Raw genomic sequence first — 21,233 nt, forward strand, 5'->3', positions numbered from 1 at the left:
TTAGAAGCCCATGCTCAGGTGTTCGGCAATCGGGCCGAGCGCCAGGGTCGGCAAGAAGGTCAGGCCGCCCACCAGCAAAATGGTCACGGTCAACAGGGTCACGAACAGCGGGCCGTGGGTCGGGAAGCTGTTCTGGCCGATCGGTGCGGTTTTCTTCATCGCCAGGCTGCCGGCCAGGGCCAGTACCGGGAGGATGTAGCCGAAGCGACCGATCAACATGCCAAGACCGAGCATCAGGTTGTGGAACGCGGTGTTGGCGCCGAAGCCGCCGAACGCCGAACCGTTGTTGGCACTGGCCGAGGTGTAGGCGTAAAGCAACTGACTGAAACCGTGCGGGCCGGGGTTGCTCACCGCCGCCACCGGGCCCGGCAGGCTCGCGGCAATCGCGCCGAGCACCAGCACGCCGACCGGCATCACCAGCAGGGTGACGACCAGCAGTTGCACTTCACGGGCCTGGAGTTTCTTGCCGAGGTATTCCGGGGTGCGGCCGATCATCAGGCCGGCGAGGAACACCGCGATCAGCACGTTCAGCAACATGCCGTAGAGCCCCGCGCCGACGCCGCCGAAGATCACTTCGCCGACCATCATGTTGACCAGTGCGACCATGCCGCTGAGCGGGTTGAGGCTGTCATGCATGCCGTTGACCGAACCGTTCGACGCCGCGGTGGTGGTCACCGACCAGAGCACAGTGGCGGTGGTGCCGAAGCGCGCTTCCTTGCCTTCCAGCGGCGCGGTCTGTTCGACGGCGACGTTGTTCAAGGCAGGGTTCGGTTGGTACTCGGCCCACAGCGAAGTGGCGCCGCCGATGATGAACAGCGCGAGCATGCAACCGATGATGGCGCGACTCTGACGCAGATCCTTCACGTAGTGGCCGAAGGTAAACACCAGCGCCACCGGGATCAGGATGATCGACGCGACTTCGAACAGGTTGCTCCACGCGGTCGGGTTCTCGAACGGATGCGCCGAGTTGACGCCGAAGAAACCACCGCCGTTGGTGCCCAGTTGCTTGATCGCAATCTGGCTGGCGGCCGGGCCGAGCGGGATCACTTGGTCAACGCCCTGCATCGTCACAGCATTCACGTATTGCGCGAAGGTTTGCGGAACGCCCTGCCACACCAGGTACAGCGCCAGCAGCAGGCACAGCGGCAGCAGGCCGTAGAGAGTGGCGCGGGTCATGTCGACCCAGAAGTTGCCCAGGGTCTTGGTGGATTTGCGCCCGATGCCACGGCACAGCGCAACCAGCACGGCGAGGCCGGTGGCGGCGCTGACGAAGTTCTGCACGGTGAGGCCGACCATCTGGCTCAGGTAGCTGAGCGACGCTTCGCCGCTGTAGGCCTGCCAGTTGGTATTGGTCATGAAACTGACGGCGGTGTTGAACGCGAGTGTCCACTCCTGGCCCGGCAGGTTTTGCGGGTTCAGCGGCAGGTGATCCTGGAACAGCAGGATCGCGAACAGCAGCAGGAAACCGGCGAGGTTGAACGCCAGCAGCGCCAGCGTGTACTTCTGCCAGCTCTGTTCATCCTGCGGACTGACTCCGGCAATGCGGTAACAGCCGCGCTCGACCGGGCCGAGAATCGGCGTCAGCCAGGTGCGCTGACCTTCCATCACCTTGTAGTAGAAGCGCCCGAGGAACGGCGCCGGCAGCAAGACCACCGCGAAGAATGCGAGGATCAGCCAATAGTCATAACTGTGCATAGCCGCTCCTAAGTCCGATCCGCGCGCAACAGCGCAACCAACAGATAAATGAACAGCCCCACTGCCAGCAGCAGTGACACCCCGTCCAGAACGCTCATGGAAGATCTCCGTGTTACGGCGTATTGCCGCGTGTGGAGGCATTGTCGGAAAGGAGGCTGTAAAGGAACGAGACCGAGGGTGCGCGCGGGGCATAAAGAAAGCGTAAAGAGTGGGTTTATGCCTTCTTTACGACTGTTTCCGATGGACGACGCACCTGACTGGCGCACAGAAATGTGCGCTATCGAGTCGCGAACATCCCCGATACGACAGCTTTCAGCCCATTACGACCCGCCAATACAAAATGGCACGCCCACTGCACACGCCCTTCCCCGAGCTTTCCAAACCGTTCAGGGAGCAAACGCATGAACACACAACTCAAACCCACGCTGGGCACGTTGCACCTGTGGGGCATCGCGGTGGGGCTGGTGATTTCCGGGGAATATTTCGGCTGGAGTTATGGCTGGGGCGTCGCGGGAACCTTGGGTTTCCTGGTGACCTCGTTCATGGTCGCGACCATGTACACCTGCTTCATTTTCAGCTTCACCGAACTGACCACGGCAATCCCCCACGCGGGCGGGCCGTTTGCCTACAGTCGCCGCGCCTTCGGTGAAAAAGGCGGATTGATCGCCGGACTGGCGACGCTGATCGAATTCGTCTTCGCCCCGCCAGCGATTGCCTTGGCGATTGGCGCGTACCTGAACGTGCAGTTTCCGGCTCTCGATCCGAAACACGCAGCGGTCGGCGCGTACATCGTGTTCATGGGGCTGAACATTCTCGGTGTGAAACTGGCCGCGACCTTCGAGTTGATCGTCTGCGTTCTGGCCGTCGCCGAGCTGTTGGTGTTCATGGGCGTGGTCGCCCCGGCCTTCAGTTTCAGCAACTTCGCCCTCAATGGCTGGGCCGGTTCGGACATCTTCGGCGCTCCCGCGATTGCCGGGATGTTCGCGGCAATTCCTTTTGCCATCTGGTTTTTCCTCGCCATTGAAGGTGCGGCCATGGCGGCCGAAGAAGCCAAGGACCCGAAACGCACGATTCCCAAGGCCTACATCAGCGGCATTCTGACCCTGGTATTGCTGGCGATGGGCGTGATGTTCTTCGCCGGTGGCGTCGGCGACTGGCGCACTCTGTCGAACATCAACGATCCGTTGCCGCAAGCAATGAAAACCGTGGTCGGCGATAACTCCGGCTGGCTGCACATGCTGGTGTGGATTGGCCTGTTCGGGCTGGTGGCGAGTTTCCACGGGATCATTCTTGGCTACTCGCGGCAATTCTTCGCCCTCGCCCGCGCCGGTTACCTGCCCGCCTCATTGGCGAAGCTGTCGCGCTTCCAGACCCCGCACCGCGCCATCATCGCCGGCGGCGTGATCGGTATCGCGGCGATCTACAGCGACGGCCTGATCAATCTCGGCGGCATGACCCTCACCGCCGCGATGATCACCATGGCGGTATTTGGGGCGATCGTGATGTACATCATGAGCATGCTCAGCCTGTTCAAACTGCGTAAATCCGAACCGAATCTGGAGCGCACCTTCCGCGCGCCGTGCTATCCGCTGATTCCGCTGATTGCATTGGTGCTGGCCGTGGTGTGTCTGGTGGCGATGGCCTGGTTCAACGCGCTGATCGGGCTGATCTTTCTCGGCTTCATGGCGGTCGGTTTCGGCTACTTCCTGTTGACCGGCCAGTTGCGCGCCAACGCCCCGGCAGACGCCATGCTGACCGGACTGTAAACCGCGACGGGCATAACCGGCCTAGAATGGAACCACTGCGAATGCACTTCGCTCAAAGTGGTATGCAGCGTTGCACGGCGAAACCCTCGCCCGTCGACCTGTCTTTAAGGAGAGCCGTTATGCCCTGGTATGCCTGGTTGATTCTGGTCGTTGCAATCGGCTCGATCGTCGGCGGTCTGATGATGTTGCGTGACACCGCCAACAAGGTCGAACTGACCGATGAACAACGCAAGCGCGTCGCTGAACGCAATGCCGAAGCGGACATCAAGGACGCGCAGGACCGCTGAACGAAAAACCCCGCCTGAATCGGCGGGGTTTGTTTTTTTGTCGCGGTCACTTTTCCCAGTCGGCCCTGGCAATGTGCAAGCCATGCAGCCCTTTGTACGCCGCACGTTCCGGCTGGCTCCAGCCATCCAGCTGCGCATCGTCCAGACGATAGTTCTCTACGCCGACCGGGCGGCATACGCTCAGCGGGTCCTGCGCGTCCGGCTCCCACATCACCAGTGACAGGTCACCACCCGGACAGGCTGCAGTCACTCTCCATGCCAACACTTTCAACCCTTGGGAACGTGTTGGATGCACCGGCATGTTTTTTAGAAGTAGAAGTACAGTCACCATCCAATTTCCATTGGTTAAGATGGCGGTCTTGTTGCGGAGAGTTTAAATGCGTTACTCGCAGGATCATAAAGCCCAGACCCATCAACGCATCATCAAGGAAGCGTCCGAGCGGTTTCGCAAGAACGGCATCGGTGCGACCGGCCTGCAGCCATTGATGAAGGCGCTGGGCCTGACGCACGGCGGTTTTTACTCGCACTTCAAGTCCAAGGACGAACTCGTTGAAAAAGCACTGCAGGCGGCCGGCGATCAAGTGGCGGGCCTGTGCGCGGAGATCTTCGCCCAGGAAAACCCGCTGGAGCTGTTCATCGATACCTACCTGTCCGAGTGGCATCAGACCACGCCCCATGAAGGCTGCCCGCTGCTGACCATTTCTTCGGAACTGGGGTTGCGCGGCCAGCCGAGCCCGACCAGCGATGAAGTGCTCAAGGCTCGCCTGGACCAGATCGAAGGCACCCTTGAAGGCGAGAACGCCGCCGAGCGCAGCATCGTCATCATGGCGACACTGGCCGGGGCGCTCCTGCTGTCTCGCAGTGTCGCGGATGCCGGGTTCGCGCAACGCATCCTGGACGTTACCCGCGAACACCTCAAACAATCGGAAGACTAAGCCTGCCAGCGCTTGAACAGCACGCTGGCATTGACCCCGCCGAAGCCGAACCCATTGGACAACGCATACTCGATCGGCATCGACCGCGCCTGACCGTGGACGATATCTACGCCTTCGCTGGCCGGATCGGGATTTTCCAGGTTGAGGGTTGGCGGAACGATTTGATCGCGGATAGCCAACAGCGTGAAGATCGCTTCCAGACCTCCCGCCGCCCCCAGCAAATGCCCCGTCGCGGATTTGGTCGAGGTGACGGCGATTGAATTTTGCACGCCGAACACCGACTTGATTGCAGCCAGCTCACCGAGGTCGCCCACTGGCGTTGAGGTCGCATGCGCGTTCAGGTGTTGCACCTGATCCGGCGTGATGCCAGCCTGAGCCAGCGCCAGAGTCATCGCCCGGCGTGCACCGCTGCCGTCTTCCGGCCCGGCGGTCAGGTGGTACGCATCCGCGCTAGTGCCATATCCCACCAGTTCGGCCAACGGTTTCGCACCCCGTGCCAAGGCATGTTCCAGTGACTCGATAACCAGTAGACCGGCGCCTTCGCCCATCACGAAGCCGTCACGCCCGCTGTCGAACGGACGCGACGCGCGCTCAGGCGTGTCGTTGTAGGCGCTGGACAAGGCCCGCGCCGCCGCGAAACCGGCAAGGCTGACCCGGTCGATGCAGGCTTCCGCGCCGCCGCATACCGCTATATCGGCTTCGCCGGAACGAATCAATCGCGCCGCGTCACCAATCGCCTGCACTCCAGCGGCACAAGCGGTGACCGGTGCACCGAGCGGACCCTTGAGACTGTGCTGGATCGAGACATGCCCCGCCGCAAGGTTGACCAGAAACGAGGGGATGGTGAACGGCGACAAGCGTCGCGGGCCTCGGCTGTCGGTAGTGCGCACAGCATCGGCGATGGCGCCGAACCCGCCGACACCGGAGCCAATGATGGTGGCCGTGCGCTCCTGAGCGTGGGGCTCGGTCGGGTGCCAGCCGGCCTGTTCAAGCGCCTGACGGGCCGCCTCCATCGCGAACAGAATGAACCGATCCATTTTCTTCTGTTCTTTGGGCGGCGTGGCGCGATCCGGATCGAAACCTGCTTCGGCGTCCTCCTCCATCGTCGGCACCACGCCACCGACCCGGGTCGGCAGATCGGCAATTACCGCTTCCGGCAAGTTTCGCAAACCCGAACGCCCGGCCAGCAAGCGCTGCCAGACGACTTCGATGCCGCTTCCCAAGGGCGAAACCAGGCCCATACCCGTGACAACTACTCGACGCTGATCCATATCGGGTTGACCTCTCACGACTTGAAAGTCTTTTACTTGTAGCGGCTGGCCGCCGAGCTGTGGGACAGGTTGGGGGCCATCACATGACGTGCCGCGACGAAGGTTTGCCATTCGCCCGCATCGGGCAACGAAGGAATCGTGACAAGCTCGCCCTGATCCAGACCGGACAACGCGGCATCGACCATCTCGCCCGCCTCCATGACCATTTCCGCAGGAATGCCACTGGCATCGAACCCCGAGCGTTCCCAGATTTCCGTTCGGGTCACACCCGGCAATACCGCTTGGACCTTGACGCCGGTGCCTTCCAGTTCGGTATTGAGCGATTGAGTCAGGCTCAACACGTAAGCCTTGCTGGCGCTGTAGGTGGCATTGAAGCGCTCGGGGAACAAGGCGACCACCGACGCAATGTTGATGATCGTGCCGCGCCCGGCGCCGGTGAACGCGGAGGCTGCTGCGGCTGCCAGCCGGGTCAGCGTGGTGACGTTCAACTGAATCAGTTGCTCCAGGATCTCGGGATCGGCGTTAGCCAACAAACCATTGACCGCCACACCCGCATTGTTGACCAGCAGGCTGATACTGGAATCGCTGCGCAGACGCTGTTCAAGCTTGAGCACTTCATCCTTTTGCGTCAGATCGGCCTTCAGCACCTCGACCTGAACACCATGAGCCTCCCGCAACTTGCTGGCAGCAGACTCCAGACGTTCCTGATCACGGGCGACCAGCAACAGATCAAAACCACGTGCCGCCAACCGCTCGGCATATACCGCACCAATGCCGGAAGATGCGCCAGTGACCAGCGCCGTACCTTGGGATTTAGGGGAACTCATGACGATACTCCTGAAATGCATTTCGGAATGAACGACCTCTGAAAGCCCGGGGCTCCAGCGGCGCAGGAAATTATTATAGGCATAATCCAAAGACTATATGATAGCCATAATTTTTCATTCCCCGACGAGAGGGCCTGAAGACGTGAGTCAGCCCCCGGCACTCGCCAGAATGCAAAAAGGCCGGTCAATGACCGGCCCCTTGGCGTTGAACAATCAGCTTAGTTCACTTCCAGCTTGTCGCGATTGCGATCCAGGATCGCCTTGCCGATGCCCTTCACCTCCAGCAATTCATCCACGGAGGAAAATGGCCCATTAGCATCACGGTAAGCAACAATCGCCTTGGCCTTGGCTTCACCAATACCCGCCAACGCTTTTTGCAGGGTTGTAGCGTCGGCTTCATTCAGGTCCACCCTTTCGATTTCAGCTGTGGCCTGCGCGCCCATCACCAATGGTGCCTTATTGGACTCCAAAGGAGCCGAAGGCCCGGCAACCGCGGCGATCGAGGCACTGGTCAGGAAAGCAAAAATCAGGGAGTAGAAGTATCCGGTACGCATAAGTGACGCTCCATCATCAATTGAGAAAGCAGCTTTTCCGAAGCTGCTCTCCAAACTTAGGCGATGATGGGAGCCTGTCAAAAACGTGTCCGTTACAGGATGTGAAACAATCAGGGTTCAAGACGACGCTGCTGGTAGATCCAGTCGACAATCTCGCCATCCGGGGTATAGCCACTGACGGTCTCACGCAGAAGCTGGCGTACCCGCGAGTAGTCGTCATTGTTCACGGCAACGAGCAACTCGCTCAGCCTGGCCTTCAGCACGTCCCAGGGCAAATGGTCCTCGTTGGCCGTCATGATCATGGGATGCGGCGTGGCAGCGACGTTGTCTCCGATCAACAGCTCTTCGTACAACTTCTCGCCAGGACGCAACCCCGTGAACTCGATCGAGATATCCCCTTGAGCATTCTTCTCCGAGCGAATGCTCAGACCGGAAAGGTGAATCATCTTCTCTGCCAGCTCGACAATCTTGACCGGCTCGCCCATGTCGAGGACAAAAACGTCACCGCCCAGCCCCATGGAGCCGGCCTGGATCACCAGCTGTGCCGCTTCGGGGATCGTCATGAAATAACGCGTGATCTTCGGATGGGTGACCGTCAGCGGACCACCGGATTTGATCTGGCTGTGAAACAGCGGAATCACTGATCCCGAAGACCCCAGGACATTGCCGAACCGGACCATGGTGAAGCGGGTCTTGTTGACCCGGGACACGTTGGCCTTGTCGCCGAACAGCACCGGGGCAACCTCACGGCTGAGGGCCTGGAGCGTCAGTTCGGCCAGACGCTTGGTGCTGCCCATGACGTTGGTCGGGCGCACAGCCTTGTCGGTAGAAATCAGAACAAAGTTGGACACCCCCGACTGCAACGCTGCCTGGGCGGTGTTGAGCGTGCCGATCACATTGTTCAGGACGCCTTCGGCGATGTTGTGCTCGACCATCGGTACATGCTTGTAGGCGGCTGCGTGATAGACCGTATCGACCTTCCAGGTTTTCATCACGTCGAGCAGTTTTTCCGGCTGACGGATCGACCCGAGGATCGGCAGCAACCGCACCCCCACCGCCTCACGACATCCCCGCTGCTCCAGCTCCGACAGAATGCTGTAGAGGTTGAATTCGCTGTGTTCGAACAGCAACAGGGTCGTCGGCCCCAACGCAAAGATCTGCCGGCACAGCTCTGAACCGATCGATCCGCCCGCTCCGGTGACCATCACGGTCTTGCCCTTGACGCAACGCTCCAGCAAGTCCGGTTGAGCCGGCACCGCGTCACGCCCGAGGAGGTCGGCGATATCGACCTCCTGGATATCCTCGACCTTGACCCGGCCGCTGGCCAGATCCGTGAAGTTGGGCACGCTGCGCACATGAAGGGGAAAGCCTTCGAGCAGATTCAGGATTTCCCGGCGACGCGCCCGTGTCGATGACGGCAGCGCCAGAAGAATTTCCTGCGCTCCCGTGACATCTATCATCTGCTGAATGTGTTTTGGCTTGTAGACCTGCAATCCGGAGATAGACCGGTCGGCGATGCTGGAATCGTCATCGATGAACGCGACCGGACGCATGACCCGCCCCATCCGCAATGCCGCCACGAGCTGGTTGCCCGCCACACCCGCCCCGTAGATCGCAACCTTGGTCAGGCCATCATCCCGACTGGTGAACGGTACATGCTGCGCTGCGGTGAACCAGTCGCCCATGAAATACTGGCGCATGCACAGGCGCAGGCCGCCGATGATCACCATACTCAACCACCAGTAGTTGAAAATGATCGAACGCGGGACGACCGCTTCGTGATTGCTGTACCAGAACACCACGAGCGCCAGGATCAAGGCAGAAAGACTGACGGCCTTGATGATCGCAATGAGCGCATCGTTGCCGAAATAACGCATCACGGCACGGTACATGCCGAAACGAATGAAAAGAGGGACGGCGATAACGGGAGCGCATGCGAAAAGCCAGAAATGAATCCGCAGCGGGTTGTACATATCGTCAATCCCGAGTCGGACGATGAACGCCAGCCACAACGCCAGCCAGACCAGAAAAATGTCTGTAGCGACTTGAATGAGGCGCTTCTGCCGTCTCGGTAACCCCAACAAAAACGCTCGTATCTTATCCATAAACCTCAACCGAATGGCCCTGTCCCTGACAACGATGTATTGGCATTTTACGGGAATTCATAGCGTTTGAACCCAAATGTATTGCGCACTACGTTGTATGGACAGGCTGTTCCAGTTCACCGGCACGATACTTGATGGCAATCAGCAACAGCGGTGCATACGCAATGGCCAGAGCCGCTGCACCGTCGAAATCAAAATACACCACCGAAAAAGCCACGGGCAGCAACCAGAACACGTTGATCAACAAGACCCCGAGCGTCACCGGAAGGTGTCTGCCGTAGAGACGAGAGGCGTACTGATAAGCATGGCTTCGATGAGCCTCATAAACCTTGTCACCCCTCACCAGCCGGCGCAACAGCGTGAATGTCGCGTCAACGACGAAGACACCCAGCATGATGTTCCACACCCAGAACCATTTGAAATCAACACTAGCAGCCGCCAGCGCAATAGCACCTAAAATGATGCCCAGAAAACCGCTGCCGGCATCGCCCATGAAAATCCTGGCCGGCGGGAAGTTCCAGATCAGAAAGCCGGCAACCGCCAGGCCCAACAGTAACGGAGCCCCGATCAGCCCTGATTGACCGTCAAGCACGTAAAGCAGGCATGCCCCTGCGCAGACACTCATCGCCTCGACACTCGCGATGCCGTCGATACCGTCCATGAAGTTGTAGAGGTTGAGCATCCACACCAGATAGATGGCCGCAATCACGGCCCCGCTCCAGCCCAGGTGAACAGTCAGCCCGAACAGATTCACCGAGTCGAATGCGTTGAACCAGAAAACCACCCAGGCTGCCGCACAGAAATGCCCGGCAAGTCTCCAACGGGCAGCAATATGGCCGTGGTCATCCATAAATCCGATCACTGCCACGACCAGCCCCGCCACCGCCATTGCGAGGAAGGTGGATAGACCCGTCATCGATTGCTGATACAGCAAGCAAAGCCCCACAAGAAACACCACCACAATCGCAACGCCGCCGCCCCTCGGCGTCGCAATCGAGTGCGAACTACGCGCATTTGGAATATCCATCAGGCTACGTGCGAGCGCGTATTGACGCAAAAGGGCTGTCAGCACGAATGACGCCACACCCGCGCCAAGGAAAAACCACCAGAAACTCATACTCGACCGGGCTCCGAAAAAGTCGGCTAATTTGAAACATCACTGCGTTCAGCCGGCGCCTCGCAAAGAATGTTCTCGGCATCAGCCTGAGCAAGCTGGAGCACTTTCTTCTTTTTGGAAGCAACCGGAAAAGACGCAGCTGTTATTGATCCGTGCCATCGGCACGCAATTGCCTTTCATGAACGGTCAGCCGCTCCTTCAACGACATCCAAGGATAATGCCCCCTCGACAGAACCTCCACACCTTCACATCAAGCACATCCGCCGGGCCGAACCGGACCAACCACTCGCACGACTTGGCTTTCACCACGCAACGCCCCCCGGCCAAATGGGTGGCTGGCTTCATTCGACCGATGCATGCTGGTATGCTGTGCGGCGTCCAGGCAGGCTGATTCGGAATTCCGAAAGAAATGGAGGTACGGCCATGTGTCAAGCCGAAAAGGCGATCACCGGCGAATGTTCAGAGCAATCAAACTCAACTGCATCATGCGCCAGACTTTCGGAACATGATTATTTTGCGGACGTGAATATGCGTTCCTGATACCTGGGCAATACTCGAAAAACGGTATCAATAAAACACTTGGCAGGCCGTCCAAATGCAAGGGCGACCTCTTTTTGAGCAATATGCAATCTGGCCTTTCGCCTCGGAATAAAACATTGTGTTCAGCATTTTTTTCAAAGAGCTATTCCAATACAAATTAGTGCTCAAGCAGTTGATTTGGCAACAATTGACAATGCGTTACAGAAGAACCGCACTCGGCTTTTTCTGGACGCTGTTGAACCCGCTACTGACCATGGTCGTGACCTCCATCGTATTCTCGATGATCATGAGATGGCCGCTTAAAACATTCGCAATCTTCCTGTTTTCGGGACTCGTGCCCTTCACGCTATTCTCCAACTGCCTGGCGCAAGGCATGCAGGCATTGCTGAACAACGAGTCACTGATCAAGAAAATCCACATTCCGAAACAGATCTTTGTCGTTTCCACCTCGGTCAGCCTGCTGGTCGATGCGGTTTTCAGCACCATATGCCTGTTCATCATCGCCCTGGCCATCGGTGCTCCTTTTACCGCATCGCTCTTCATACTGCCCGTGAACTTCCTGCTGCTGTTTGCATTTGCAGTGGGCCTGGGACTGGCATTGAGCATCGCGACGGTTTCATTCCGTGACCTGCCCAACATCGTAGGCGTGGTGCTGCAAGCCCTTTACTATCTGACGCCGATCATCTACCCGCTCACATTCGTGCCAGAAACCTACAGATGGATCTTCGCGCTGAACCCGCTGACCCTGTTCATCGAAATCTTCCGACTGCCTATCTATGAAGGCTCCATCGCCGGACCTGATGTTTATGCAAAGGTGGCGGCACTGGCAATTCTCAGCGTGCTTTTTGGTATCTACACATTCAAAAAGCATGATCGATACATAGTATTCAAGTTGTGATCGATATGAACTCAAGTATCTCGATAAAAGATCTGAATCTGAACTTCCGTCTGTACCACGACAAAGGGCAGTCGCTGAAGGAATTTTTTGCGGGGCTGCTGAAGCGCCGCAACAAAAGCAAATACACCGAATTTCGCGCGCTGAAGGACCTCAATCTCGAAATCGTTCATGGCGACCGGATCGGGATCGTGGGCCATAACGGCGCAGGAAAAAGTACGCTGCTGAAAGCCATCTGCGGCATTTATTGCGCAACAGAGGGATCTGTGACGGTCAATGGCCGGATTGCCCCTCTGCTGGAAATTGGAGCTGGCTTCAACCTTGAATTGAGTGGCCGTGAGAACATTTACCTCAACGGCGCGATTCTCGGTTACAGCAAGTCCATGCTCAAGAAGATCGAACCCGAAATCATCGAATTCACGGGTTTGGCCGAGTTCATTGACACCCCTGTGAAGTATTACTCCACGGGGATGTACATGCGCCTGGCTTTTGCTATCGCCACCGCCGTTCATCCGGACATTCTTATTCTCGATGAACTCTTTGCCGGTGGTGATGCAGAATTCATCGATAAGGCACTGGCACGCATGCATGATTTCATCGACAGCTCTAGCATCATGGTATTCGTATCCCATCAGCCCGATCTGCTGCGCAGGCTGTGCAATAGAGTTATCTGGATCGATCATGGCAGCATCATCGAAGACGGTGAGCCGGATGTCGTCATTAACAAATATTTGAATAATCACGCGGGGTGATACTGTGGCAACGCAACTTTTTGTTCCGAACTTCCGAGTCGACGAATGCCTTGAAGGCATCCGCGAATGCCTGGAAAAAGGCTGGACCGGTCTGGGCTTCAAAACTGTCGAAATGGAAGAGGCCTGGAAAGCCTACACAGGCCTGCCGCACGCGCACTTCCTGAGTTCCAACACCGTTGGTCTGCATCTGGCATTCCACATGATGAAGACGCAACACGGCTGGGACGATGACGCCGAAGTCATCACTACGCCGCTGACCTTTGTGTCGACCAACCATGCGATTATCGAGGCTAAACTCACCCCGGTTTTCGCCGATGTCGACGAGTACCTCTGCCTTGACCCGGTCGATGTGGAACGCAAGATCACCGACAAGACCAAGGCGCTCATCTTCGTCGGCCTGGGCGGCAACGTCGGCCAGTACGAAAAAGTGCTCAAGCTCTGCAAGGACCGCAACATCAAGGTCATTCTGGACGCCGCTCACATGGCGGGCACCCGCGTTAATGGCAAGCATGTCGGTCACGACGCAGACGTCACCGTATTCAGCTTCCAGGCCGTAAAAAACCTGGCAACCGCCGACTCCGGGATGATTTGCTTCCGCGACAAGGAAGACGACGAACGTGCGCGCAAGCTGGCATGGCTCGGGATCAACAAGGACACATTTGCACGCACCGCCAGCCAGGGTGCCTACAAATGGAAGTACGACGTGGAAGAGCTGGGTTTCAAATACCACGGCAACTCCATCATGGCCGCCATCGGCCTGGTCTCGCTGAAGTACCTTGACCGCGACAACGCCTATCGCCGCCAGCTGGCCGACTGGTACCTGGAAGCCCTGAAAGGCGACCAACAGATCACTCCGGTCCTGGTTTCGCCAGGCTGTGAATCGTCTCGCCACCTGTTCCAGGTTCGCGTACCAAAACGCGATGAAGTCCTGATGGCACTGAACGAGCACGAGATCTACCCAGGCGTGCACTATCGCGACAACACCGAATACCGCCTGTACAGCTCGGGTGCCGGTAAATGCCCTGCTGCACACAAGGCCAGCAATGAGCTGATCTCTCTGCCGATGCACATGGGCGTCACCAAGAAGGATGTAGAGTTCATCGTAGAGACGCTGAAGAAAGTAGTCCAAGCGGGTCTCTGACCATGAATCTCCGATGCAAATATTCAGCCGGTTACCGCATTGCGGTAACCGGATCAACCGGATATGTCGGAAGCAAATTTCTGGAGTCTTTCGAGACTCCAGACTTTGTTGAAACTGACTTCACTCAACTTCCAGCGGGCTCATTGATTGTTCATCTTGCAGCAAACATGAACAATACAAGCGACGCACTTTCTGAAAACACCCTTATCGATACGCTGGTGCTGGAACAGGTCAACGAAAAACATCGCGGCCTGATCTATGCCTCCACCAACAACGTCTACCCCTACGCCTTGAACTGCCGCACCGGCGATAAGCTGCGCTGCAACGATTACTACTCCGCGTCCAAGGTTTTCGGCGAAAAACTGTTCGAAGACTTGCTCAAAGTCCCTTTTGTCTCAGTGAGGATTGCCGATGTCTTTGGCGTGGGCCAGAAACACGGAAACTTCTTCAAGGCGATCGAGCAAGGCATCCGTCAGAAGAGCAGTCTCGCGCAGTACGGTGCAGGTCTCAAAAGACGCACGTATATCCACATCACCGAACTGGTTCAATTGCTTAAATGGATTGCGACAGACGGGTTTGATCTGGCAGCGACGACACGCGTCCTGAACACTGGCTACCCTGACTCTGCCAGCATTGCTGAAATCGTGGCGCTGGCAGCCGGAATAACCGGGCTGGAAGTCATCAACAAACACATGGAAAATGATCTGTCGGCTTTTGATGTCAGAACCATGCAGCCGACAATCCTGCCAGGCTATGCCCCTCAGTGGAACTCTTTCAAAAGTGCTTTCGCTGGCTATGTCGAAGAAATCAATTTACAGGTTTAACATAGAACATGAATATTCTGATTACCGGTGCGGGCTCTGTAATGGGACAGAGCATTTACAAGGCCTTGGCATTTCACGACTTTGGCGAGCCTCTGAAAATCCACTTCGCCAACAGTGAAGAACTGGGCGCCGGACGCTTCTTTTCCCTACCTTCGGCACCTGTAGTCAAGACACCCATATTTCCTCTGGCAGCCTCCCCTGAGTATCACAGCCACCTGCGCAACTATGTCAAAGAGCATGACATTCAAATTGTGTTCTCCGGCACTCAGCACGAGCTGAAAGCTGTAGCCGCATACCGTGATGAAACATTGCGCGCCGCCACCCTCTCCTCCAGTATCACCGACATCTGCATGGACAAGGTTTCCACGTCTTCGGTACTGAGTCGACATGGCATCAGAGTACCAAAGACCAGCTCGCTCGCTGAGTACCTGGAATCCGGCGACATCACGGGTCCCATCGTCATCAAGCCGAACCATAGTTCCTCCTCTCGCAGCATCTATAAGGTTTCCGGGCTCGCTGAAGCCAAGAAGCTGATCGCGGAAGAAAACATCAAAGTCGAATCCTTCCTCGTTCAAGAGCTGTTGACAGGCGAGGAATACACTTGCGGCTGCTACGTTGACCGTTACACCAAAGAAATCCACCACATCATTTTCAAGCGGACACTGACTCCGGACGGCGCCACCTCCTATGGTGAAATCGTCGTGGACGAAAGCATTTCCTCTTACCTTAATACGATCGGTAAAGCACTGATCGAAGAGGGTCTGGACTTTGGCCATTTCAATGTTCAGTTGATCCAGACCGCAACCGATCCCGTTCTGTTTGAAATCAATGGTCGCCTGAGTTCAACCGAGGCCTCCAAGGCATACTACGGCTACAACTCGTGCGCAGCCTTTGTATACAACATCGTTAAACAAGAACCTTTCAACGGCTGGAACATTGCACAGTCTGGCCGATTCCTGCGTTACTACGAAGAGCTGTACTTCAAATAATGAGCAGCCTCCCTTTGCTGTTACCTTATCGTGGAGAACCGGTGTACATCATTGCCGATGTACACGCCAACCTCCCCGCCCTGCAGGCGGTACTTGATTCGATACCGACAACGGCAGATATCGTTTGCGCTGGCGATCTCCTCGGCTATTACACAGAGCCTAACGAGGTCTGCCAGCTACTGCGAGAGCGCCAGGTACACTGCATAAAAGGTAATCACGACAAGTATGTACTGGGTGAACTCAGCTATTCCGACAGTCGTGAATCAAAGTACAGGATACGGAGCACACGAGAATCGCTGACCGCTGAGAATCTGGCGTGGCTTTCGTCTCTCCCGGACGCTATCGAACTGCGCTTTTCTACCGATGAAAACAGAACACCTGTAGATACAGCCCTGTATGTGGCGCACGGAAGCCCACACAATGCTGAAGAATACATCTACAAGGATACGGAGATAGGTTTTGCCTGGCCCGACGCGATGGACTTCCTGGTGCTCGGACACACGCACCATCCGATGCAAAGGCCGGCCGGAGCGGGAATCATTGTCAATCCTGGCTCAGTAGGCCAAGCCAGGGACAGAATTCCTGGAGCGTGTTATGCGTCTATCGATGCGCACTCGAGAGCGGTAGAGTTCTTCAGAGCGAAGTATGATATCGAAGCCTATAAAAACAGACTTCGAGAGGCAGCCATTCAGGAAGCCATGATCGAAATCCTGTCCAGAACCGCATAACGCCTTGGCACTTTCTCATGTCAATACAGCTGGCCGAGAAGGAAATTTACCTTCCCGGCCAAGCCTGACATCTAAACAGTGCCGGGGTCCAGCCAGATATCGCCTTTCACTCTAGATAACGCCAATAGACTTGGGAAAGCCCCAACACCCTCCCTGCTGAAATAGCAGGAACCCTGTCGGGACTTGGAATGCGAACATTCGATCAGACTCGTACTGATCGATCATCCCAAACTGTCAATCTTGCGTCGAAGATCTTGAATAACGGCATCAAGCTCATACACCAGGAAATTAACCGGAGTGAGAACTCCGTCAACGCTGAAAATACTGCCGTCTTTTATTGCTGTCGTCACGACGCGCCTTGCAACATCGAGTTCGAGCTCATCCACTTCTCTTGCTTCAAGATAGGCGATTTGATTCTTAATGTGCTGAAGCTGCTGCTCAACAAATGCAAACGGGTCATCCTTGGTCCCGACGGGCCCGGTTTCCGGACGCACCGGGCAAGGCTTGACCGCTTCCAGGGAATAGGCGATCTGGTCAACGACATTCATTTTCGATGAGCGCGCCAGAAACTTCTCCTCATCAGAGGATTCAGCATATTCCGGAAAGTAGAAATAAGACATCGCCAACGTCTTGAACTCAATACCGATTTCGCTGTTCGCAGAATATCTCAGGCCCCAATGCGGGCAACTGGGTGACGCATACTCGTGCTTCGCCAATGCCTCTGTTTCCGAATCAGAGGAAAAGAACCGAAACGTATGCTCATTGAAACAGATATTGTTATTGTGAAACGGGTTCGCCAGGTTCGCCGTGGTTGTAAAATAAGGAACAACGATCTTGAGTTGACCAGCAGGCTTCAAAACCCGATAGCACTCCTGCATGACATGAAGAAAACCTTCGATCGTCAAATGCTCAAGAGTATGAGATGAAAAGATGAAATCGACGCTACTGTCTTCAAACGGCAGCTTTTCCTTGTTGAGATCGAGCGTGATATCAGCATCGCTCATCGCAGAAAAATCAATTCCGATTGCTCCAGTGATCTTTTTCCTTCCACAGCCAATATCAAGAACTACCATAAATATAACCCACTAATATTTGATATGACTTTCAGCGATCACACATAAATCATGATGCACGTCGCTTGCCCGACACCCCCGGATGACTGGATACCCTATAGATAACCGCCCCCCCTGACAACGCTCATTTCATCTTGCCAGTGATACCGGCTATTCCATCTCGCGTACCACGAAGCATCATCTTAACGCACGCCATTCGATCCGAAGAAAAAATGCCAAAAAAAACCAGCGCTCTCAGGCATCGCGCAAAATCGGCCATCTTCCAGCGTAGCGGCATATAAGATCTTTTCTGAAGGAGTACGCTGTTACGAAACATGTAGTAATAACGAAAAGGTGAATGATACGGAACCGTTCGCCAGCGAAGGAACCAGAACCGGGTTCTGCGATCCCCCAACGAATGCAACATGATCGCATCATTTACGCCAAACAGCTTGAACCCCTTGGATTTCGCGCGCAAGCACCATTCAGTATCGACATGATCAATGAACAGGCTGGCATCCACACCTCCAATCCTGGCGATAGCCGAAAGAGGAATCATCGATCCGGAAGAAATCAGAAAGTCTGCTTCGACCACCCTGTTGCCAGGGGCGCAGTCTATTCGAGAAAACCCGAAATACCCGATACGCACAAAACTGGACAACCGGCCGCCGTCAAAGTCCTTGTAACTTGGCGCAACGGCCGCCAAAGGAACACCGGTTGACTCCAGTTCCGTCGCCGCCGAAAGCAACTTCACAACCATGTCTTTCTCTGGGCAGCTATCTTGGTCAAACAGAACAACATAGGCTGCACCGGAATTCCTGGCATACTCAATACCAACATTCTGTGCGTGACCAATACCCAGATTCTCACCGAGACCGAGAACAACAGGTTTGTTTGCAACACTTAGCTCACTGACAAAAAGATCCATTGAGTCTGGCGAACCATTGTCCACAATAACGATGTCATTGACCTGTCCACTCAGTGACTCGACCAGCTTTCTCAGGTTACCCAGATCCGGATAGAAGGTAATGATGACTGCGCATACAGATGGGACTTTATTTTCCATATAAAACTCGATTACTCATGCCCATTTATATAGTTACTAAACATCAGACGACGCGACCTCAACCCTTATAGTTTCAGCTCAACGCAAACGTCGCCACACCGCCGCAAGAATGGATGAAATCCCACCCGACGCATAAAGACGACGCAAGCGAAAGAAAAAACCTGTTGATTGGTTCGCGCTCAAGTAGTGCGATCGAACCAGTGAACGATCAGGTGCAACGACCATTGTCTCAAACCTTTGGAGCAAAGGATCTACCACGGAACTCCAGCGAAAACCCTTCGAATAGGTCCGGACATTTTCCCTATACCTTTTATGCTCACTCTTGTCAGTCATCATGACCGATATGGCTTTAACCCATCCCTCAAGATCTTCAAACCCTACGGATATGCCGGTTCCCTCGGGAACCAAAGAGTCACCAAACACATCGCCTTGCGTTGCGATGATCGGCAAGTCACACCACAGATAATCAAGCATGCGAGTGCGAAATGAGAAACGCGTCTCGGGATTATCAAAATGAGAACTTATACCGGCATCGGCATCAAGCAGAAAATTATGGCGATCTTCATAGTCCACCCAACCAAAATTGAAGTGGACAAACTTGTCGATCAAGCCGAGTTCCGTAGCCAGATCGACCGCACGACCACACATGTCATGCTGGGTAATACTGGCATTCGGATGCTTGACTCCAATAAACACGAGATGCACTCGTGCGCCTTCCGAAATCAGTCGATGGACGGCCTTGATGGGTGTCAATGGATCAAACCATTGATACAAACCGCCTCCCCATACAAGGACAAAATCATCCGCAGGGATATCAAAGGCTGACCGTATCGCCCGCCTGGCAGGCTCCGGACGTTGCGACGCCAATCCAAATGGCAGCAGCGATATCAGATCGGATATATCCGCGTGACTTGCCTGTGGCCAGCGACGGGCGTTGATTCGCCCTGCCAGTGTCAATGCACCCAGCCAGAATTCCCGCTGTTTTTCACTGGCACAGAGGAAATGATCCCCATACACAAGCTGTTCATGCAGCACATCGCATAAAAAATTGCTGGTTATTCCTCTTGTCTCAAGGCTTACACCTTCCGACGCCTGATGATATTCAAGTGGAATCGGACAATAGAGGTCCACCACAAGGCAGCCTTTCGATTCCTTTAAAAAAGGATGAGATCTTAAAGCATCACCTTGAACGATCAGAAAATCTGCGTTTTCTGCAGCCGATTTGAAACCCGGATCGGAGAACACCCCTGTTTTAAACACCGCACCAGCCAGCGGCTCAACTTTCGGCGCATAAACTTCAACATCAAACTTCAGAGAAAGAACTTTCGCTATTTCCACACACCTGATCGCCGGCCCGGCCATCTTCAGCCCGACAACATCATTGCAGACAATCAAAACACTCTTTTTTCTCACACTGCGCCCGCCTTCAGAAAATACAAACCGACAGCAACCAGCGCAACGAAAGCAAAAGCTTTAATTAACCGCTTGACAAACGTTTTTTTCAGAATCGATCTTAGTTTCCCCTTCAAGACGATTCCATACATCGAACCCGCCGGAGCGTCTTCCATTATTTTCGCGACTCGCGACATGCCGCTCAAATGGAAATGCTTCACGTAGTTGAATCGAATCCTGGAAGACATCAAGGGCTCGGCATCATGAGAAAGCCTGTCAAGCGCTTCCCGCCACGCGGGAACTATTGACTCATGCGAATGATTCAATTCGACATACTTGAAGGATTCATCTTTAATCGTTTCACGCAACTGAGGGTTATCAACGAGGCGCTTGATTGCCTCTACCCAGTCGGCGACATTATTATTGACCAGCAGACCGGATCGCTCCGGCACCACGCACTCGACATAGGGGGTCGTATTGCTGTAGATACCGGATATACCGCACCCGCCATACTCCCTGAATTTATTGTTCGTCTTGGATGAGTTGAATTGGCTTTCCATCAACGGCGCCAACCCGACACTCCAGTTTCGCTTCATTTTAAACTCAAGGAACTTTGAATAGTCCGAAAAACCTGGAAACCATTGCACGTTATTCAAGCTGCGCAACGCGTCGGAAACGCCACCAATAAACTCGAAACGAATTTCAGGTCGCTCTTTTCCTAGCTGTTCAACCACACCTTGAAGCAGGGCAAACTCTTCTTCCTTGTAGCCACCGGCATATCCGACCACTGCGTCTCTTGCAGGTTTGAGCGCAACACTTTGTGCAATCTTTCGAATCAGGGAAGTGTCAAATGGGACAGGCAGCAACTCACACTTCACATCCGGAAATCTGCGATTGATAAACTCTGCAAAGGTTTCATTGTGCGTGATTACGAAACTGGCATTCTCGACAAAGGCGTCCAGCGACAGTACGACTTCCGCCGATTTGTAATAACGCGCCAGCTCTCCCGTACCCGTAATTTTCCAAAAATTGTCATCGAGATAGAAGGCATAAGGAATGCCATGTTCGCGCAAGTACATCGGCAACCAATCGTACTTCGGATCACAGGACCGACAGAATATATTGACACCACTAACGAGGGACGACCAGCCAACCGAACTCAGCAAACGGGTATCGCAGTTACCTTCACTACTCACGTCATTCAGCAGGCGCGATACAATCCTCGTGGTCGAAATATCCCCTTCAATCCAGAAATTTATTTTGCTGAATGACATAAATAATCCATAGTAGTAAAAAT

The 21,233-nt window shown here is 55.2% G+C and carries 20 protein-coding genes and 1 pseudogene; 9 read left to right on the forward strand and 12 right to left on the reverse strand.

Going from position 1 to position 21,233, the window contains the following annotated elements; genetic code table 11:
* Both kdpA and kdpF read right to left on the reverse strand, forming a co-directional pair.
* Complete coding sequence (kdpA, locus tag KJY40_RS20920) at positions 1 to 1,695, reverse strand: potassium-transporting ATPase subunit KdpA (protein WP_230732472.1); 1,695 nt, start codon at positions 1,693 to 1,695, stop codon at positions 1 to 3.
* Between the two features lie 8 nt (positions 1,696 to 1,703).
* Positions 1,704 to 1,793: a K(+)-transporting ATPase subunit F gene (kdpF, locus tag KJY40_RS20925; protein WP_007950940.1), complete on the reverse strand. Its 90-nt coding sequence runs from the start codon at positions 1,791 to 1,793 to the stop codon at positions 1,704 to 1,706.
* Between the two features lie 303 nt (positions 1,794 to 2,096).
* Here kdpF and eat point away from each other — a divergent pair, with 303 nt between their 5' ends.
* A complete protein-coding gene (gene eat, locus KJY40_RS20930) occupies positions 2,097 to 3,461 on the forward strand; it encodes an ethanolamine permease (protein WP_085607188.1) in 1,365 nt (454 codons plus the stop codon).
* 119 nt (positions 3,462 to 3,580) lie between these two features.
* The gene (locus tag KJY40_RS20935) at positions 3,581 to 3,748 is read left to right on the forward strand and encodes a DUF2897 family protein (RefSeq protein WP_007950938.1); all 168 of its coding nucleotides are present in this window, start codon (positions 3,581 to 3,583) and stop codon (positions 3,746 to 3,748) included.
* Positions 3,749 to 3,794: 46 nt separating this feature from the next.
* Here KJY40_RS20935 and KJY40_RS20940 read toward each other — a convergent pair.
* Positions 3,795 to 3,992: pseudogene (locus KJY40_RS20940) on the reverse strand (hypothetical protein); the annotation flags it as partial.
* A 133-nt stretch (positions 3,993 to 4,125) separates the two neighbouring features.
* On the opposite strand from KJY40_RS20940, the gene KJY40_RS20945 reads away from it, so the two are divergent.
* The gene (locus KJY40_RS20945; protein ID WP_230732475.1) at positions 4,126 to 4,683 is read left to right on the forward strand and encodes a TetR/AcrR family transcriptional regulator; all 558 of its coding nucleotides are present in this window, start codon (positions 4,126 to 4,128) and stop codon (positions 4,681 to 4,683) included.
* On the opposite strand, the gene fabF is transcribed toward KJY40_RS20945, so the two are convergent.
* From fabF to KJY40_RS20970, 5 genes are all read right to left on the reverse strand, one after another.
* Positions 4,680 to 5,954: a beta-ketoacyl-ACP synthase II gene (fabF, locus tag KJY40_RS20950; RefSeq protein WP_230732478.1), complete on the reverse strand. Its 1,275-nt coding sequence runs from the start codon at positions 5,952 to 5,954 to the stop codon at positions 4,680 to 4,682. The two genes, KJY40_RS20945 and fabF, sit on opposite strands and share 4 nt — an antisense overlap.
* A gap of 32 nt (positions 5,955 to 5,986) precedes the next feature.
* Entirely contained in the window at positions 5,987 to 6,781 is a 795-nt protein-coding gene (locus KJY40_RS20955) for an SDR family NAD(P)-dependent oxidoreductase (RefSeq protein ID WP_230732481.1), read from the reverse strand.
* A 218-nt stretch (positions 6,782 to 6,999) separates the two neighbouring features.
* On the reverse strand, positions 7,000 to 7,335 hold the full coding sequence (locus KJY40_RS20960; RefSeq protein ID WP_230732484.1) for a ComEA family DNA-binding protein: 336 nt from the start codon (positions 7,333 to 7,335) through the stop codon (positions 7,000 to 7,002).
* A 110-nt stretch (positions 7,336 to 7,445) separates the two neighbouring features.
* Positions 7,446 to 9,440, reverse strand: a complete 1,995-nt coding sequence (locus tag KJY40_RS20965; protein ID WP_230732486.1) for a polysaccharide biosynthesis protein — start codon at positions 9,438 to 9,440, stop codon at positions 7,446 to 7,448.
* Positions 9,441 to 9,528: 88 nt separating this feature from the next.
* The gene (locus KJY40_RS20970; protein ID WP_230732488.1) at positions 9,529 to 10,557 is read right to left on the reverse strand and encodes an MraY family glycosyltransferase; all 1,029 of its coding nucleotides are present in this window, start codon (positions 10,555 to 10,557) and stop codon (positions 9,529 to 9,531) included.
* Positions 10,558 to 11,215: 658 nt separating this feature from the next.
* On the opposite strand from KJY40_RS20970, the gene KJY40_RS20975 reads away from it, so the two are divergent.
* The 6 genes from KJY40_RS20975 to KJY40_RS21000 are packed head-to-tail and all read left to right on the forward strand — an operon-like array spanning position 11,216 to position 16,426.
* Positions 11,216 to 11,995 carry an ABC transporter permease gene (locus tag KJY40_RS20975; RefSeq protein ID WP_230732490.1) on the forward strand — a complete coding sequence of 260 codons (780 nt, stop codon included), beginning with the start codon at positions 11,216 to 11,218 and terminating at the stop codon, positions 11,993 to 11,995.
* A gap of 5 nt (positions 11,996 to 12,000) precedes the next feature.
* A complete protein-coding gene (locus KJY40_RS20980; protein ID WP_230732492.1) occupies positions 12,001 to 12,744 on the forward strand; it encodes an ABC transporter ATP-binding protein in 744 nt (247 codons plus the stop codon).
* A gap of 4 nt (positions 12,745 to 12,748) precedes the next feature.
* Entirely contained in the window at positions 12,749 to 13,885 is a 1,137-nt protein-coding gene (locus KJY40_RS20985; protein ID WP_230732494.1) for a DegT/DnrJ/EryC1/StrS family aminotransferase, read from the forward strand.
* Positions 13,886 to 13,887: 2 nt separating this feature from the next.
* On the forward strand, positions 13,888 to 14,709 hold the full coding sequence (locus KJY40_RS20990; RefSeq protein ID WP_230732497.1) for an NAD-dependent epimerase/dehydratase family protein: 822 nt from the start codon (positions 13,888 to 13,890) through the stop codon (positions 14,707 to 14,709).
* An 8-nt stretch (positions 14,710 to 14,717) separates the two neighbouring features.
* Positions 14,718 to 15,698 carry an ATP-grasp domain-containing protein gene (locus KJY40_RS20995; protein ID WP_230732499.1) on the forward strand — a complete coding sequence of 327 codons (981 nt, stop codon included), beginning with the start codon at positions 14,718 to 14,720 and terminating at the stop codon, positions 15,696 to 15,698.
* Positions 15,699 to 15,739: 41 nt separating this feature from the next.
* Entirely contained in the window at positions 15,740 to 16,426 is a 687-nt protein-coding gene (locus tag KJY40_RS21000) for a metallophosphoesterase family protein (protein ID WP_230732502.1), read from the forward strand.
* Positions 16,427 to 16,647: 221 nt separating this feature from the next.
* Here KJY40_RS21000 and KJY40_RS21005 read toward each other — a convergent pair whose 3' ends face one another.
* The 4 genes from KJY40_RS21005 to KJY40_RS21020 form a co-directional block, all read right to left on the reverse strand.
* The gene (locus KJY40_RS21005) at positions 16,648 to 17,499 is read right to left on the reverse strand and encodes a class I SAM-dependent methyltransferase (protein ID WP_230732504.1); all 852 of its coding nucleotides are present in this window, start codon (positions 17,497 to 17,499) and stop codon (positions 16,648 to 16,650) included.
* A gap of 124 nt (positions 17,500 to 17,623) precedes the next feature.
* A complete protein-coding gene (locus KJY40_RS21010; RefSeq protein ID WP_230732507.1) occupies positions 17,624 to 18,544 on the reverse strand; it encodes a glycosyltransferase family 2 protein in 921 nt (306 codons plus the stop codon).
* Between the two features lie 78 nt (positions 18,545 to 18,622).
* Positions 18,623 to 19,957, reverse strand: coding sequence for a glycosyltransferase family 4 protein (locus tag KJY40_RS21015; protein ID WP_230732509.1), 1,335 nt, complete (start codon positions 19,955 to 19,957; stop codon positions 18,623 to 18,625).
* A complete protein-coding gene (locus tag KJY40_RS21020; protein WP_230732511.1) occupies positions 19,954 to 21,210 on the reverse strand; it encodes a glycosyltransferase family protein in 1,257 nt (418 codons plus the stop codon). Before KJY40_RS21020 ends, KJY40_RS21015 begins: the two co-directional genes overlap by 4 nt.
* Positions 21,211 to 21,233 lie beyond the last annotated feature (23 nt).

The organism is Pseudomonas fitomaticsae (genome assembly GCF_021018765.1).
Lineage (GTDB): Bacteria > Pseudomonadota > Gammaproteobacteria > Pseudomonadales > Pseudomonadaceae > Aquipseudomonas > Aquipseudomonas fitomaticsae.

What these genes read in the sequence shown, in the direction of transcription:
- kdpA (WP_230732472.1), bottom strand. Translation starts at nt 1,695, where the DNA reads ATGCACAGTTATGACTATTGGCTGATCCTCGCATTCTTCGCGGTGGTC.
- kdpF (WP_007950940.1), bottom strand. Translation starts at nt 1,793, where the DNA reads ATGAGCGTTCTGGACGGGGTGTCACTGCTGCTGGCAGTGGGGCTGTTC.
- eat (WP_085607188.1), top strand. Translation starts at nt 2,097, where the DNA reads ATGAACACACAACTCAAACCCACGCTGGGCACGTTGCACCTGTGGGGC.
- KJY40_RS20935 (WP_007950938.1), top strand. Translation starts at nt 3,581, where the DNA reads ATGCCCTGGTATGCCTGGTTGATTCTGGTCGTTGCAATCGGCTCGATC.
- KJY40_RS20945 (WP_230732475.1), top strand. Translation starts at nt 4,126, where the DNA reads ATGCGTTACTCGCAGGATCATAAAGCCCAGACCCATCAACGCATCATC.
- fabF (WP_230732478.1), bottom strand. Translation starts at nt 5,954, where the DNA reads ATGGATCAGCGTCGAGTAGTTGTCACGGGTATGGGCCTGGTTTCGCCC.
- KJY40_RS20955 (WP_230732481.1), bottom strand. Translation starts at nt 6,781, where the DNA reads ATGAGTTCCCCTAAATCCCAAGGTACGGCGCTGGTCACTGGCGCATCT.
- KJY40_RS20960 (WP_230732484.1), bottom strand. Translation starts at nt 7,335, where the DNA reads ATGCGTACCGGATACTTCTACTCCCTGATTTTTGCTTTCCTGACCAGT.
- KJY40_RS20965 (WP_230732486.1), bottom strand. Translation starts at nt 9,440, where the DNA reads ATGGATAAGATACGAGCGTTTTTGTTGGGGTTACCGAGACGGCAGAAG.
- KJY40_RS20970 (WP_230732488.1), bottom strand. Translation starts at nt 10,557, where the DNA reads ATGAGTTTCTGGTGGTTTTTCCTTGGCGCGGGTGTGGCGTCATTCGTG.
- KJY40_RS20980 (WP_230732492.1), top strand. Translation starts at nt 12,001, where the DNA reads ATGAACTCAAGTATCTCGATAAAAGATCTGAATCTGAACTTCCGTCTG.
- KJY40_RS20990 (WP_230732497.1), top strand. Translation starts at nt 13,888, where the DNA reads ATGAATCTCCGATGCAAATATTCAGCCGGTTACCGCATTGCGGTAACC.
- KJY40_RS20995 (WP_230732499.1), top strand. Translation starts at nt 14,718, where the DNA reads ATGAATATTCTGATTACCGGTGCGGGCTCTGTAATGGGACAGAGCATT.
- KJY40_RS21005 (WP_230732504.1), bottom strand. Translation starts at nt 17,499, where the DNA reads ATGGTAGTTCTTGATATTGGCTGTGGAAGGAAAAAGATCACTGGAGCA.
- KJY40_RS21010 (WP_230732507.1), bottom strand. Translation starts at nt 18,544, where the DNA reads ATGGAAAATAAAGTCCCATCTGTATGCGCAGTCATCATTACCTTCTAT.
- KJY40_RS21020 (WP_230732511.1), bottom strand. Translation starts at nt 21,210, where the DNA reads ATGTCATTCAGCAAAATAAATTTCTGGATTGAAGGGGATATTTCGACC.